We start from the raw sequence: 15,406 nt of genomic DNA on the forward strand, positions 1-15,406 counted from the left end.
CCGTCAAGTCAATCCGATACCGCTTCTTCGACATACGGGCCCCATGAATCGGCCCGCGACACGGCGAGAACCGATTGGCTGCGGGGGACGCAGTGCTTAGCATGACAACACTTCCGCCTTTGGTCGATACAAGGGACTAGCGTCTGCTCTTGGTCCCAGGTCTGGTTCGCGGCCGACGACTAGCCTCGACCGTATCGCTCGAAGTAGTCGGCCATGGTGATGCGAAGGGTCTCGCGCAGGGACGTCTTGGCGTGCCAGCCAAGACGGGATTCCGCCTTCGAAATGTCTGGCACGCGTCGATCGCAATCCTCGTAACCGTCGCCGTAGAACTTCTCGCCCGTGATGTCCTCGATGGGATGGGATAGGAATGACTCCTTGCCGGTGATCTCGGCGGCGAGCTCGCGCATCAGGTGGGCCAGGCCTTTCATCGTCACCTCGCCACCGCGGTTGCCGACGTTGAAAACCTGGTCCCGGGATTTCGCCGGCAGCTCCAGCATCTTCTGGAGCGCGTCGATGGAGTCATCGATGTAGGTGATGGTGCGCTGGGCATCGCCCCCGTCGACGAGCTGCATCGGCTTGCCGTCGAGGAGAGCAGTCATGAAGCAGGCCAGCACCCTGGGTATGCCCTCGCCGTCGCGTCCCGGGATGAAATCCATGCGGGGCCCGAACCAGTTATAGGGACGGATGATCGTGAAGGGCATCCCGCTCTCGACGTTGTGGGCGAAGATGTAGCGCTCGAAGAGCTGTTTCGCGGTGGCATAGCTCCAACGGTGGTTCTTGGTGGGGCCCATGATGAGAGGAGTCTCGTCTTCCCGCTGCTCGTAGAGGTTCGGATCATCGTAGTCATCGGCGGGCACGTAGCTCGAGAGCGTTCGCCCGTAGACTTCGCACGTGGATGTGTGCATCAGCCAGCTCTTGTGCTTCGCGCACAGATCGATCAATGCGTAGGCGTCGATGAAGTTCGAATGGATGGTCTTCACCGGGCTCGAAACGTATTGGGCCGGCGTGCAGATGGCGGCCAGGGAGATCACGGCTTCGGCGTCGGCGATGTATGGCTCGATCTCCTCGAACGTCGTGTCCGCGTTGATGTATCTCTGGTGGAAGCTCAGGTTCGGGTTATCCCTGTGCTGGGCGATCTTGTCGAAAGAAATGTCCCAGCCCTCGATGTGGTATTCGCCGGATGCGAGTAGCCGATCGGTCAGGTGACTCCCGACGAAGCCGCCGCAGCCGAGAATGATCAGTTTCTTCATTGTGATTCCTTTCGTGAGAACGCAAGCAGTGTTTGACCGTGAGTGGCCCGTGAAAGCGGTGCGTGTCACCGGAATCGTGGATTTCGGAAGCGCTGCAGGGGGCTCTGGGGCTTCCCTTGGGCCGGGTCTGGACATTCTGCCTCGGTGAGCCCCCTCCCCGCCCCGCCCCGCTGCCCGGGAGCCGCCATGGCACCTTCGGCCGCCCGAACATGTCCTCTCGACTCGTCCAGAGGCCAGTACACTTGCAGCGGAAGCGGAGTGACACGATAGTTGCCGGTCGGTTGCCACCGCGTGTGGCCCCACGGCGATTCAATCCCCATTCGCCCTCAATGTCGGACTCCGGGGCTCCGCTGAACTCACAGGTGGCATCGATGAGCAACAAGGTTTCCAGGGTCGTTTGGGTCGTAGTTGGGAACATCGCGATCGTCATCGCGTTGCTCGTGTTCATCGAAGGTCTTTCCAGCTACGCGTTTCTGATCAGGGAGGCCGTACGAAATCCGCTTCGGGAGATGCGCCATCACACCCGCTATGACGCGAACCTTGGCTGGGTGAGCCTGCCGAACCTCGATATCGACGACATGTACGGGTCTGGCTCGCGCCTTCGAACCAACGACCGGGGCTTTCGGAATTCCGAGAACTTCGAGCCCGCGCGTCGCGCCGGTCGGCGTCGGATCGTCTGCTCGGGCGATTCTGTGACCTTCGGACAAGGTGTGAGTGGCGGTCAGACGTTCTGCAGCCTGCTCGGCACCCTCGATTCGACCCTCGAGCCGATCAACATGGGCCAGGTCGGCTACGGCGTGGATCAGGCCTACCTCTGGTATCGGCAAGATGCGGACGATCTGGGCATCGACCTCCACATTCTTGCCTTCATCACGCACGACATCCTGAGGATGAAATACAAGGAGTACATGAACCGCGGCCGGCCCGTTCTGGTCGTGCGCGATGGCAAGCTCGAGCTCACCAACGTGCCCGTTCCCGAGAAGAGCCGCGTCCTGTCGGGGCTTTCGGCCTTGACCTCCAGGATCAAGATGCTCAGGACCGCGGAGGTCGCCGCCAAGATTCGCAAGCGGCTCCCCTTGGAGCCTCGCCAGGTTCCGGGCGCCGGGCGCCCCCGAAGCGAGGATGAGGTGAAGATCGTGTTGAGCGTCCTCTTCCAGGAGCTGGCGCGCTTCAACGAGGAACGCTCTCGGAGTACAGCACTCGTGTACCTGCCCTCCATGAAGGAGCTGCGGGACCCGGGAGACAAGGACCTGGCGACGTGGCTGCCATTCGTGAAGGCTCAGGCGAAAGCGCTGGACGTACCCTTTCTGGATCTTGTCGAAGAGTTCGGGGACCTACCGGCCCACGAGGCGAGTGAGCTGTTTCTCGATGGCTACCACTTGAGCAATGCAGGAAACGCGCGGGTCGCTGCCAGGCTGCTCGAAGAGCTTCGTGCCGATTCGCGCTCGGGTCCAAGTCTCTCCACTCCAAGGACTAGAGGCAAGAGAGCGCCCGGCCCAGCTCACACGGGAGCCGTGGGGGGCCCGTCGTCCCCGTTCTCAAGAGATCGGTCCTTTGGGGCGAAATAGCAACCGGAGAACAATCGTGTGGAGAGATGACCTGGAGCGCGTCCACTTCTGGGCCGCCGCGGCGGTGCTGCTGTTGATCGCAGGCGTGCTGCGCTTCCATGGGCTCGACGCCGATCCCTCCGCGGCCGTGGGTCGAGTCTTCTTGAGCGACGAAGGCTGGTGGGCTCACAACGCACGAAACCACTATCTGTTCGGCTCCTGGCAGATGGATGATTGGAACCAGGGCTTCCTTCTGGCTCCTCTGCACACGCTGTCGCTACGCGCCAGCTTCGAACTCTTCGGCCTCGGGCTCCTCCAGGCCCGCCTGGTGTCTGCAGCGGCCGGGTCTTTTGCCGTCGCGTTGATGGGAATCGTGCTAAGGGGCTGCGCAGGGCGGCGGGCCGCGCTCTGGGGCATGGGGATGCTCGCGATCAATCCCTTCGCCATTGCCTACAGCCGTGTTGCCCTGATCGAGATCGTTCCCCTTGCGCTGATGTTGCTGGCCGTCGTACTTGCGGCTCCCGGAGCGCGAGTTCGTGCGCTGCGCGATGCATGCGCAGGTGCGGCCGCAGTGGGAGCGGCTCTCTGCAAGCTCAACGCCGCCGCATTCCTGCCGATCCTGGCTATTGGCGTCGCCGGCTGGTGCCTCCTCGGGCACGACGGCCGGCCGGCCAAAGTGCTCGCGACCCTCGTGCGTCGAGCAGCCAGCATGGCCACCGGAGCTGGCCTGGTCACGCTGGTCTGGTTTCTCGCGCTCGTCCAGCCGAATCTCGAGGGATGGCTCGCTGAAGTCACACTGCAGTCGGCAGCCAACGTCGTGCCGCGCGGCGCCTATCTGCTCACCAAGGGCTTCGCCCTCGGTCTCGAGCCGGAGTCCGGTGGTGGCGTAGCGACGGGGATGTTCCTTCGCCTGAGTCTCCTCTCGGTGCTCCCATCCCTGGTCTGGGCGCTCCATGTTGCCGTCCGGGCATTGCGGCAGGGCTCCATGGCCGTGCTCCGCTCGTGGACATTCGGAGAGCTCCTGGCCGCGACTTGGGTGATCATAGAGCTCGGGTTGCTGTGGATGGCCACCGTCCCGAGTCGACGTTACCTGTGGCTGACGGTGCCCTGCACGATCCTGGCGGCCCACGCGCTCGGACATGCGCCGACGGCGGCACGCAGGGTCTCGGAGTTCGTCGCTTGCCAGTCGGAGCGGTGGCGCGCGGTTGGCCTGGGCGTCGTGATCGCGGGGGTCCTGGCCGTCTACCTCCGGGCGCCGCTGGCCTCCGGCCTCGCCTCGCTCACGCAGGAAATCGAGCTGGGCTCCGAGGTGGGACTTTCATGGGGCACGCTTTGCGCGGTCGTGGTCATCGGGCTTTGCGTGCTGGGAGCGCTCCTCGGGCCCGGGGCGGCCTGGGCGTTGCGGCGGACCCAGGTTCGCTGGGGGACGATCGCACTCGGTCTCACCCTGGTCGGCGGAGCGTCTGCCGGGCTGCGTCTGGCGGAGGAGGTCCCGAACCGAACCTACGAGTTTCGCCGGGCATCGAATGAGATCCGAGCTATCGTAGGCGAAGAGGCTGCAGTGGTCGGAGGTGCGGTGGACACCCTTCTGCTCGGTGCTCCGAACCGAACGTTGATCATCCGTGATTGGAGACGCCCGGGGTTCCATGTGTACGGGCTGGAGTATCTCGACGAGGTCCGCCCCAGCTACTTCATCTTCGACAGTGCGGTCGATCCCAGCTCGGTGGAAAAAGCGACTCGCCGCGTCCTGCGTGGCCTACGAACCGCCGTCCCGTCTTCGAGCCAGATCGTGCGCGGCGCGTACCGGACCACCGATGCAGTAGATCGGCCCCTGGAGTTCACCGTCGTACGCCTTTCCCGCGCAGACGATCCCGAGCAGATCGGATCAGCGAGTGGGCGGGAAGTCGTCAAGTTTCTGGGAGTTCCTGCCGTTGGTTCGGATGGGCCCACCCGGGCCGGAAATGTCCTTGATCTCGATGTTCAGTAGGCTTACCCAGCCGAGCTTGGCGTCGAGCAGTTCCAGATGCGTGAGGCAATGATGCCGACCGCCATCAATCGCTGTATGCGCAATCCCGTTGCATCCTCCCGCAATGGGAACTCATGCAAGGCGAGATTCCTTCAAAGGCAGCCGTACTCTCATCTGGCCAATTGTGTGTCGCTTGCAGCGATTCTGTGCCTCACCGCGTGCGACTTTCCCATCGAGCTGGGGAACGCTTCTCCAGCGCCAGCCCCGGCTCTGCTGCAGGGTGTGCTTTCCGTGAGCGCCTATGGAGCAGCCTTCAACGCAGTCGATGATCTGCCTCGGCTGCGGCACACGACGACGTTCGTGCGCGGGCGACAAGCGACCACGTTGGAGGACAACGACATCCGTGGCTTCCTTGATGGCGGCTTCGTGCATGGGTGGAATCAGGCTGGACAGACACATATACGGCTGGGTCGCGGACCCTGGACCGCAAGCTTCGGCGAACACGAGATCCTGCGCGGGCTTCAGCGCTGGGATGCGCTCGATCTCCCGCCGAGCGTCCTCGTGGAGACCGTGACGCTGCGCCTGGCGGTCGAGAAGGGGCCGGATCAGGGGCTCGACGTGCTGCTCTACTCCGTCTCCAGCGATTGGAGCCCAGGTAGCGGCGGCACATTGCGCAACAACACCAGTCGGCCCGCGCCAGGCGAGGTCTGGTGGCGAGATATCGGGTTCGGCGAGCAACCCTGGAGGCTCCCTGGGGCCGGCTTCGCCTCGGACACGGACTCGCGGCCCGACACGGGCGCGATGCCGCTCGCGAGTGCGCACTACGAGCCCGGCGAACCCCATCTCACGTTCGAATCGGCCCGATTGACCTCCTACGTGCAACGCCGCGCACAAGCCCACGAGCCGCTCCTGTTCCTGCTGAAGCTCTCGGATCCCCTGGAAGACACGACGGGGCTCGTGTTGTTCGTGTACTCCGCTGATTACGGCGAACACAAGGCGCCCCTGCGTCGACCGCGGCTGCGTGTCTCATGGACGAGCCCGGCCGAGTTCGCCGGACGGCGGGAAGCCATCATCGTCGAGCCCGGGCGCTCCATCGTCCTGCCCCGGCTCGAAGCGCCCGGCGCGGGCCAATTTGCAGTGAGCTTCGCACCCGAAGCGGGCTCCGAGCCACCCTGGATCGAGGTGCGTGGTGGCGCGGGCGCCGCGGAAGAACCGTGGCAAGCAGTCGCCGGTGCGATCCGAGCGGATTGGGACTGGCTCGAGGTGCGGGTTCTGGCGGCTCGCAACCCGGTAGCCTTCGGTGCCACGTTCGAGACCGAGATTCGCGATACGTGGATTCGCACGAGGGCCCCGGAAGATCAGCGTGTGCCCTTCGAGTTCATTGCACCGAGTGGATCGGTGCATCATCTCGACGCGACCTACCTGGGCGACTTCCGGTGGGCTGTGGAGTTCGAGCCCACGGAGCTCGGGCGCTGGCGCTATTCGTGGAGCCACGACTTCGTGCCTATCGCGCACCGGGGTCCGGATGCCGTGTTCGACGTCGTCGCGCTCGATCTAGCGCCCGTCTTGCTCGCTCTGCAAGCGCTGCGCGCCGAAATCGACGGCTCCGAGCCCGCGACCGCCAAAGCGCGGGTCGCGCGCTTCGAGCGGAGCTTCCACGCACTCGAGCGCGCTGCGATCCGGCTGATCGGCCCCGAGGGTTTCTCTTCGGGACGTGGTCAGTCCGTGAAAGCGTTGATCGGCGAGATCCGCACCGCTCTCGGTAGCAGATCGCTTCCCGAGGAGCCGTCCGAGTGGGCCAGGCCCTGGATCCACTAGCCTGCTAGGCCAAAACAGGAGTCCCCCCGCTCTGCCGGGGAGGCAGCAGAAGTTTGACAATTCCGGGAGTCCCCAACGCAAACCCCCTTCCGTGAGCCGCCAAAGCTACATCGGAAGGGAGTTTTTCTTGAGTAACTATAGGAGTCTACGCCACACCAGATGGGAGTGTAAGTACCACGTGGTCTTCATTCCCAAGTACCGGAAGAAGGTGACCTTCGGACAGCTACGGAGGGAATTGGGAGACATCTTCCACGAGCTGGCGCGCCAGAAGGAGAGCCGGATCGAGGAAGGTCATCTGATGGCAGACCACGTGCACATGATGATCTCGATTCCGCCGAAGTACGCAGTGTCGCAGGTGATCGGGTACTTGAAAGGAAAGAGTGCGATCCACATCGCCCGGAATTTCGGAGAGCGAAAGCGCAACTTCGTAGGGCAGCACTTCTGGGCTCGCGGGTACTTCGTTTCGACCGTGGGACGAGATGAGGAGACGATCCGTGAATACATCCGGTATCAAGAGACCGAGGATCGAAAAGTCGACCAGCTGAATCTGTTATGAGGCCAGCCCCCTTCAGGGGGCTCAAGGGGCCGCGAAGCGGTCCCGTTCACGCCGCTTTGAGCGGCTCACAATCGAAAGCCCCCGGCTTTGCCGGGGGATCGTTACTTTCCGTCGATCGCCCATCATGTACGGGTTCCCATTCTCGTCCGAATCCCGAAACTGTGCCGCAGGAAGTCCGTGACCAATCGGGGCGGATCGACTTGGGGCCGCCGGCCGAGCATTCGGCGTAGGCCAAAGCCCAGGCTGCCGAGCAACCAGGCTAGGTTGGCGATCCACAGACCGGGCCGTGCGTGGTGCTTCTGCAGGTACAGGCGGCGGGATTCGAACCAGAATGCGGGGCGCCGCCGGGTGAGATCATCCAGCCCCGTCATCACCGCGCCTGTGTGGTGTACGATGCTCGTTGGTACGGTCCAGACCTCGAAGCCTGCCGTCTTCGCTTGTCGGCAGAGATTCGTCTCCTCGAAGTAGAGGAAGAACTCTTCGTCGAACAGTCCAATCTTCTCGAGCATTGCGCGGCGCAGGGAGCAGCTCGAGCCAGAAACCCAGTCGACAGTGCGTGTCGTGCCATCAGGCGGCATCGGGGCACGCCAATTCTTCAAGAGTCGTGAGATCAACCCGATCCGCAGTCTGCTTTCGAATTCGCCAAGTGGGCTGGGAAAGCGGAAGGCCGAGCTGTGGAATTCCCCACTGTCATCGACCACGGCGCTACCCGCTATTCCCGCTCCGGGCTGCCCGTCGAGGAATGCCAGCATCTCTCGTAGGGCTTCTGGTTCCGGGACGGCATCGGGGTTGATCAGATGGAAGACATCCGGCGGCTCTGGTCCGTCCATGGCTGCGCGGATTGCAAGGTTGTTTCCGCCACCGAAGCCCAGGTTCTCGGAGCTGCACAGCAGTTGCACGGGAATGCGACCAGAGAGCGCTTCGATCCCGTCTTGCAGCCTCGCCTCCGAGCCGTCTCCAGAGCCGTTCTCTACCACCGTGATGGCGGCGTCGAGCCCGTCGAGTGCCGGCTCGAGAGCGGCCAAGAGGCGTAGCGTCAGCTCGGAGCTGCGAAAGTTGACGCTGATGCAAAGGAGCTTCATTGAGGGACTCGCGGCAGTGGTGACAAATACGCCGAGCGAGAGCCTAGCCCCCCGAGAGATATTCTCTCTCAGGGCCCGCATGGCTAGCTCGCCGGGCAGATGCGTTGGGTAGCCACAGGCTCGGATGGCGGGTGCCCGTTTCTAACCGCTAGTCGGCTTGCCGCGAGGCTCGCTGAGCTGCGATCCTATCTCTGCGAAAACGATTGCTCGCGGACCAGACGCAACGTGGCGCCAATCCCGCAGCAATCGCATGCGGGCGGGAGAAGTGGGGTCGATCGCAGAACCCCTGGCCTCATCACTTCCGGGTGGATAGGTTTCACTCGAATCGCCCCCATGGACATTCCTACCGCTCTCCACTTCAAACACATGTTGATTCGGACGCCATTCGAGTCCGCTGCACGAGACCGAGGTTCGCTGCGGGATGGGCGCGTCGCCTTCGGCACCCGGAGTTGCGCGAGCTGCATCTCGAACCCGAACGCGGCGAGGCGGTTCTGCGGCGTCTGCTCGACCGACAGTCCAACTGCATCGATATCGGTGCTCATATCGGGAGCGTGTTGAGCGATATCCTCCGGCTCTCACCGAAGGGAACTCATGTTGCGATCGAGCCGGTATCCACCAAAGCGGATTGGCTTCGTCGGAAGTTCCCGGAAGTAGAGGTGCATGCTCTGGCACTCGGCGAAGAAGCAGAGGAGGCTGATTTCCAGGAGAACCTGTCGCGGCCGGGGTACAGCCGGCTCGGTGGTGACGTGAATGCAAGGGACCGAGTTCGCCAGCGTCGCGTACGCGTTCGCCCTCTGGACGAGGTGATTCCCCTGGCCCGGCCTGTTCACTTCATCAAGATTGATGTGGAAGGAGCCGAGCTTTCGGCGCTGAGAGGAGCCAAGAAAATTCTCGCCCGATGGCGGCCTCCCATCATGTTCGAAAGCGGCCCCGATGGGGCGGCTGCGTTCGGGTATCACAGGCGGCAGCTATTCGACTTCCTGAACAAGGATCAAGGCTACGAGATCTTCCACTTCCAGGACTTTCTCGACGGTGGAGAGCCATTGTCGTGGTGTGATTTCGATGCCTGCCATGAATACCCGGCCCGGGCTCGCAACTTCATCGCGATTCGCGCAGATCGGCCGGTGCAAGATCAGGCGTTGCTTCGGTAGGCCGTCGACGAGACCTCTCGAGGGTCTCAGGGCCGGAAGCGGAGAAGACCGAGAGCATTACTCCGGTGGAGTAGAAAGAGTGCCACCGGAGCGAACGCGCCGAGCGCCCCGCCAGCGCCCGCAAATAGCAATACGACCTGGCTGGCGCCCGTTGCCTTCAGCGCTGACGCGACGGCTGCTCCAACCACAGCTGCGATGGCAGTGGCTAGGGTTACTCCCATGTCCCCCGCGAAAGAACGGAGCCCTTGGCGCTTGGCCCCGACTGAGCAGACGATGAATCGCAGCACGTCGCCAGCTACCAGGGCTCCGAGTCCGCCTGCGATACCACCGAGGGTGAATCCGACCGGAAGCCCGACGACAACGGAGACGAGCTTGACTCCGTTGAGTGCTGCCAGCCAATGGGTCTCGCCGAGGGCGAGCAACGCGGCTCGTGGAGGGCTCTCGAGAATGCGGAACCACGTCCCGACGATCAGCACCTGCAGCATCCACCCGGTATCCGCGTAGCGCGGGTCGTAGAGGATGCTGATCAGAGGGTTGGCCGCCACAAGAATGCTGGCGACGATCAAGCCGCCCAATGCGACGATCGGCCGACGCGCACGCGCGTAGGCACTCGAGAAATCCCCGCTCGTCTGGCGGCTCCGGCTGAGGGCGGGGAACACCGCAAGCGTCCCTACGCTGTTGACCAAGATTGCTGGCAGGGCCGCCAACATGGCAGCGATGCTATATACGCCGAGCTGGGCAAGGTCAGCGAGCCGTCCGAGAATCAGCCGATCCGCCTGATCTGCGAAGAAGGTAAGCGCCGTACTGAGGGTGATCCACCGCCCGAATCGAAAGATCTCGCGTGCGGATCCAGGGTCCCAACGCAACCGGGCCCTTCGATCAGCAATGGCATGGCTCGCGATCAGTCGAACGAAGCTGGCTGCCACGGTTCCCGCAACCAATGCCCACACGGTCGGCTCGATCAACAGCCAGACCAAGACCACGGCGACGGACGCGACCTGTCCGGAGAACATGACGACTTCGATGCCGCGAATGGCCATTCGTCGCTGCATTTGCGCCATGCTCATCGAATTGAACCCGGCGAGCAGGAGCGCAGTGCTGGTCCACGCAAGCATCCCATGGAGTTCCGGTCGGCCGTAGTATCGCGATAGGGGGCCGGCGAATGCGAGCGCCACCGCGGCGAGTAGGGCGCCGCGAATGATCTGCATTGTCCAGGCTGTGTCGAGGAAGACCGCTTCATCTCCTCGCTTGCTCTGGACCACACTTGGTGCGATGCCAAGATCCGAGAACATTCCGAGCCCGGTTCGGATCGCGTTGATGATCGCCATCAACCCGAAGGCCTCGGGGAAGAGGAGGCGCGCGAAGACGAGGTTGCCCCCGAGTCGGATGGTAAACCGGGCACCAAAGCCAAGCCCGGCCCAGAATGAGGCACTCGCGACGCGCTGAGCGGAAGTACTACTGGCAGAGGCGGGCGGCTCTATTGCTGAAGGATCTCCGTCACTCATGGATCTTGTCAGTCCGAAGAGCGAGGGGACCAAGAGCAACCGCCTCACGTGCCAATGCTCCGGGTTTCGATAGTCGACCGTGGAAACGGGGCGGCTTTTGGCGGGTCAAGCGCGACACGCGAAATGGGCTCCCAAGAGGCAGGATTGGATCAGCTCTGCGGGAATTGACATCGATATCGAGGAGCTTCATTGATTCCGGGCCCGATGGCGCGCGCCCGGGCTTCGCCCTCCCTTGGCCAGCTCCACCGTCGTGGGTGCGCTGGGTGCTGGTTCTGGCCTGCTCGCGGTTTGGGGTGGAGCCTTGCGTTTCGGCGCTTGCCTGGGAAGGGCAACCGCCAGGCCGCTCACCGCCCCCGCCATCAGTAGGGGGATGTGGTTGAAAAGGGCGTTGGGTACGGTGTCAAGAGCCTGGATGGCGAGAATCAATGTGAGGGCGGCGAGCAGCGACGCATCTCGGCGGTCCGGACACTTCGGGATCGCCCGACACGCCTGGAAGATGGGAGCCAGAACCAGAACGAAGTAGAGGCTCAACCCAGCCACGCCTTTCGCGCCGAGCCGATGGATCCAGTATCCATCAGTAATGAGCGGTCGAGCTGATTCGTCTGTGTAACGTGCTCGACCGAAGGCGCCCCATCCAAACCAGATGCGTTCACGGGCGCGGTCGAGCAAGAGGTCCTCGTAGTCGAAGCGAGTCTGGAGCGATTTGGCACGTGCTTCATTCACCGAGGCTGCGGTATCGATGAGGCCCTGGGTCGGGAAGGCATCGGTTGCGCGCAGCACCGGGTAGGAGAGCACGATCAGCGCGATTCCAGCTGCCGCCAATCCTGCGATGCGGGGGCGAGCCACGAGAAGAAGGGGCGCCGCGATCCCACCGTAGACGATCGATGCAAGACTTCTGCACAGCAAGAGGACGACAGTGAGGTACGCCGCCACGTATCCCGCTGGCACGCGGAGTATCTTCAGCTTTGCGCGGTGGGCACCAATCGCTGCCATCAGGGCCGTGCAGAGAAAGACGGACAATGCCAGGCCGTGCGCCATGAAGACCATCGGACGCCAGCCGCCGAGTCGTCTGGTCTGGTGGAAGGAGTGCTGGCCGTAGCCGTAGAGATAACGATTGAGCTGGGGACTCATCCGGGCTTCCCACAGCACGAGTACCGAGTAGGCCAGTGCAGCTGCGACCAGACCCTTCACGAGCATGCGAAGTGATTCGGGAGTTCGAAACAGAGCGCGACCGAGCACGAAAGGCACACCTAGCCGGAGAAAATCACCAAAGATGGTGCTCGCGGCGTCGTAGGGGCGGAGGCCGGCATACCAATGGTAGGTGCCGCCAGTTGGGTCGCGGTTGGTCATGACGGTCGCGAGACTGAACGGGATCGCAAGCAGGATTACGGCTTCGAGGCCGGTTCCCACGCGGCTTCGAATCAGCTCACGGGAATGGAAGACCAGGCAACCCAGCATGGCCCCCAGGCTCGCAAGTTCCAGCTTGCCCATCGCTGGGAGCCCGGCGACGTCGAAACCCATGCGCTCGGGTAGGAGCAAGACGCCCCCAAGCAAAGCGAGGAGGGCGGCTTGCTGCGGGCGCATCGTCGCGAACGCAAGGATGCAGAGGGGGACCCACAGGCCCAGAATAAGATAGACCGTCGGGTAGACGTGCATCGTGTCGTACCGCCCTCCCGGACTCCTGCCCTCTTCCCTTCGGCGGGACGGGTCTCAGAATGTAGCGAGCCCTGCCTAGCTGCGGCCGAGGTTCCTCAGAAAACCCGCTACCGAGGTTCGTGGGGCCGGGTTCTTCCACAAGCGCCGGGTCTGATGGCTCGTGAAGCGCAGGGTCGTCGTGGCGAGGTCCGGCAGATCACGCACGCGAAAGCGCGCACCATCCCGGGCATAGCCCTGCCGATCCATTTCGCGGCCGGCGACCCGTTCGCAGATCCAGCGCTCGGTTTCGGAGATGCTTCTGCGGGCGCCATCTCGGAACGACGTGTTGGCGCCACTCGGGAGAGCTCCGCTCAGCTTGGTGTCGAGAAACTCGGCAAGCCGTCGGCCCTCCCTTGGCGGATCGCCTACCAGATCTTCGAAACGCACGCGCAACATCGGAACATCGAGAGCCCGGGCGTACTGATCTGCCCGTTGATTGGCCATCCGCCAATAGTGCGCGTAGACCCATGGGTGGTACTGCCCCGGCGTCCCATCCTCACTCTTCACGAATTTGAACGAGCTCATGGTGTCGCGTGGGTCGCGGAGGATGAACACGAAGCGGATGCCCGGGAACAGACCGGTGAGCATCTCCATCTGCATGAAATCCTGCGGTGCCTTGTAGCCCCAACGGGAACGGCCGTGGTGAAGAGCGAGGCGCACTAGCCATTCCTCCATCAGCTCATGCCAGCGAACCGGGGTTTTCGAGAACGTCTCCAGCAGGGCGGCGTTCATTTCCGAAACGTCGTCGAGGCTGCAGTCGGGCCGGTTGAAATCAGTCTCGAATTGGATCCGGGCTCGGAGTTGCCAGCCGAGGAAATCGACCAACTTCTCCAACTGTTCGCGTTCTAGGGCTCCGCTGGCACCCATTGCCCGGGCGTGGCGATGGAGGTACAGGTCGTCGAAGACATACCAATCATCCAGGGCGGACATCACATGGGAGAGAAACGAGCTCCCGCTTCGCGGCAGGCCGATCACGACGACCGGCGGCGTACGGTGATCCGGCGCGATGGGCCGGGTGGCAACGAGCGGGCTCGACATCGGGCGGAGCATAGGAAATCGGCGGTCTTTACCTTCGTGTTTCTGGGGCTCGCCCTGCTACTGCTCGGCGCAAAGCCTGCGGCGCCCAGATGTGGTCCCGACATGGAAGGCTGGACCCTCGATCCGCTTCCCGCCGACCGGTCACCCGTGGATCTGAGCTTCATGAACGAAAGCCCCGCCGGGGGCCACGGCTTCGTCAGCGCCAAGGGTGATCGTCTGGTTTTCGAGGATGGCACTCCGGCGCGTTTCTGGGGCGTGAACGTCCAGGCGAGTGCCCTGTTTCGGACCCGGGAAGACTCCATCGCACGTCATGCCAAGCGTATCGCCCAGCTCGGCTTCAATCTCGTGCGGCTGCACCACCACGATTCGATGGGCTTTGTGAAGCCCTCGCTGATCGATCACAAACTTCCCCATTCTCAGAGATTCAACCCGCGGGCCCAGGCGCGCTTCGATCTATGGATCTCGGAGCTCAAGAAGAACGGCATCTACGTCTGGCTCGATCTCCATACCGGCCGCGTCTTCAAGGAAGGGGACGAGATCCCCGGCTTCGAGGATCTCCTGCGAGGGAAGAAGCCCGGGGAAGGCAAGGGTTTCCTGTATCTGAACACGCGCCTGCAGGAGCTGATGCGCAGTTTCAACGAGACCTTTCTCGGTCATGTCAATCCGCACACGGGCCTGGCGTACAAAGACGATCCGGTCGTGATCGGTGTCTTGATCACCAACGAGAACGACGTCACCCACCACTTTGGCCGAAACTTCCGTGGCAATGAGAACCTGCACCACCGCGGCTTGTACGCGACCGCACTCAAAGCCTTCTCAGCGAAGTCCGGTGTTTCCGAGGCGAAAGTGCTAGCGGGCCGTACGCGAATCGGTACGAAGCTCTGGCTGAATCAGATCGAGCACGATTTCAACGTCGGCATGCGGGCGCATCTGGCCGAGCTGGGTTTTCGAGGCATCGTAGCTACGACCAACCTGTGGGCCGGAGGGCGTCTGCATAGCCTGCCATCACTATCGGACGGTGACCTGGTCGATGTCCATTCTTACGCCTTGCCCAACGCCCTGCGCGTCGATCCGCGGAGAATGGCCAACTTCGTTGCCCACGTGTCAACGGGTCAGCTACTGGGCCGACCGCTTTCGGTGAGCGAGTGGAACCATGGCAAGCCGCTGGCGGAAGCGCGCCACGGCTCCGCCGTCTACATGGCCAGCATTGCAAGCCTACAAGGGTGGGATGCACCCATGTTGTTCGGCTACAGCAACCGGCCGCTCCAGGCGCCCGGGCGCCCCATCCCCTGGTCGAGCTTCAAGGATCCCCCTGTCATGGGTTTGATGCCGGCGGCAGCCATGCTCTTTCGGACGGGCCACGTGAGACAGGCGGAGCGTTTCTTCGTTCTCGAACCCGACCGGCGAGCCATCTTCGCCGAGGACCTCCGCGCCGGCCAGGTGCCGGCGCTTCGGACTCTGGTCGAGCAGAGCCGCGTGGCCATCCGGTTGCCGGAGGTGCCGGAGTTGCCGTGGTTGAAGCCAGCCCCCGTGCCGGAGGACGCCACCGTCATCCGCGACCTCAACCACAGTTTTCTTGCGGCGGGCGAGGACAATACGATCGTGCGGTCGGATACGGGGGAGCTTCGTCGAGATTGGTCGGGGCCTCTTTTCGTGGTTGTAGACGCTCACTCAGAAGCGTAGAAATCTGATCATTTGGCCGGGGGGCGACGCAGCCCGCCGTTCCGGATTCCGATTCAGATCTTCCGGGTCGAAAGGTCCTTGACCCAGGGCGAACGCCCTCCCGGCTCGACCGGAG

General features: G+C 63.2%; 11 protein-coding genes. 6 read left to right on the forward strand and 5 right to left on the reverse strand.

The features are described 5' to 3' along the window. Positions 1-179: 179 nt before the first annotated feature. Positions 180-1,250 carry an NAD-dependent epimerase/dehydratase family protein gene (locus GY937_12370; protein MCP5057501.1) on the reverse strand — a complete coding sequence of 357 codons (1,071 nt, stop codon included), beginning with the start codon at positions 1,248-1,250 and terminating at the stop codon, positions 180-182. A gap of 371 nt (positions 1,251-1,621) precedes the next feature. Here GY937_12370 and GY937_12375 point away from each other — a divergent pair, with 371 nt between their 5' ends. From GY937_12375 to tnpA, 4 genes are all read left to right on the forward strand, one after another. Then, a complete protein-coding gene (locus GY937_12375) occupies positions 1,622-2,818 on the forward strand; it encodes a hypothetical protein (GenBank protein ID MCP5057502.1) in 1,197 nt (398 codons plus the stop codon). Between the two features lie 16 nt (positions 2,819-2,834). Continuing rightward, positions 2,835-4,784 carry a hypothetical protein gene (locus tag GY937_12380; GenBank protein MCP5057503.1) on the forward strand — a complete coding sequence of 650 codons (1,950 nt, stop codon included), beginning with the start codon at positions 2,835-2,837 and terminating at the stop codon, positions 4,782-4,784. 270 nt (positions 4,785-5,054) lie between these two features. After that, positions 5,055-6,581 (forward strand): DUF5060 domain-containing protein, encoded by a 1,527-nt coding sequence (locus GY937_12385; protein ID MCP5057504.1) that lies wholly within the window; start codon positions 5,055-5,057, stop codon positions 6,579-6,581. Between the two features lie 127 nt (positions 6,582-6,708). Then, entirely contained in the window at positions 6,709-7,137 is a 429-nt protein-coding gene (gene tnpA, locus GY937_12390) for an IS200/IS605 family transposase (protein MCP5057505.1), read from the forward strand. Between the two features lie 122 nt (positions 7,138-7,259). On the opposite strand, the gene GY937_12395 is transcribed toward tnpA, so the two are convergent. Beyond that, a complete protein-coding gene (locus GY937_12395) occupies positions 7,260-8,219 on the reverse strand; it encodes a glycosyltransferase family 2 protein (GenBank protein MCP5057506.1) in 960 nt (319 codons plus the stop codon). Positions 8,220-8,668: 449 nt separating this feature from the next. Between GY937_12395 and GY937_12400 the strand changes: the two genes are divergently transcribed. Then, entirely contained in the window at positions 8,669-9,370 is a 702-nt protein-coding gene (locus GY937_12400) for an FkbM family methyltransferase (protein ID MCP5057507.1), read from the forward strand. 26 nt (positions 9,371-9,396) lie between these two features. Here the strand turns inward: GY937_12400 and GY937_12405 are convergent, their stop codons facing one another. From GY937_12405 to GY937_12415, 3 genes are all read right to left on the reverse strand, one after another. Then, complete coding sequence (locus GY937_12405; protein ID MCP5057508.1) at positions 9,397-10,875, reverse strand: oligosaccharide flippase family protein; 1,479 nt, start codon at positions 10,873-10,875, stop codon at positions 9,397-9,399. A gap of 186 nt (positions 10,876-11,061) precedes the next feature. Then, positions 11,062-12,531 carry a hypothetical protein gene (locus tag GY937_12410; GenBank protein MCP5057509.1) on the reverse strand — a complete coding sequence of 490 codons (1,470 nt, stop codon included), beginning with the start codon at positions 12,529-12,531 and terminating at the stop codon, positions 11,062-11,064. A gap of 75 nt (positions 12,532-12,606) precedes the next feature. Continuing rightward, on the reverse strand, positions 12,607-13,608 hold the full coding sequence (locus GY937_12415; GenBank protein ID MCP5057510.1) for a sulfotransferase: 1,002 nt from the start codon (positions 13,606-13,608) through the stop codon (positions 12,607-12,609). Positions 13,609-13,710: 102 nt separating this feature from the next. On the opposite strand from GY937_12415, the gene GY937_12420 reads away from it, so the two are divergent. Further along, positions 13,711-15,291, forward strand: coding sequence for a hypothetical protein (locus tag GY937_12420; protein ID MCP5057511.1), 1,581 nt, complete (start codon positions 13,711-13,713; stop codon positions 15,289-15,291). Positions 15,292-15,406 lie beyond the last annotated feature (115 nt).

The organism is bacterium (assembly GCA_024228115.1).
Classification (GTDB): domain Bacteria; phylum Myxococcota_A; class UBA9160; order UBA9160; family UBA6930.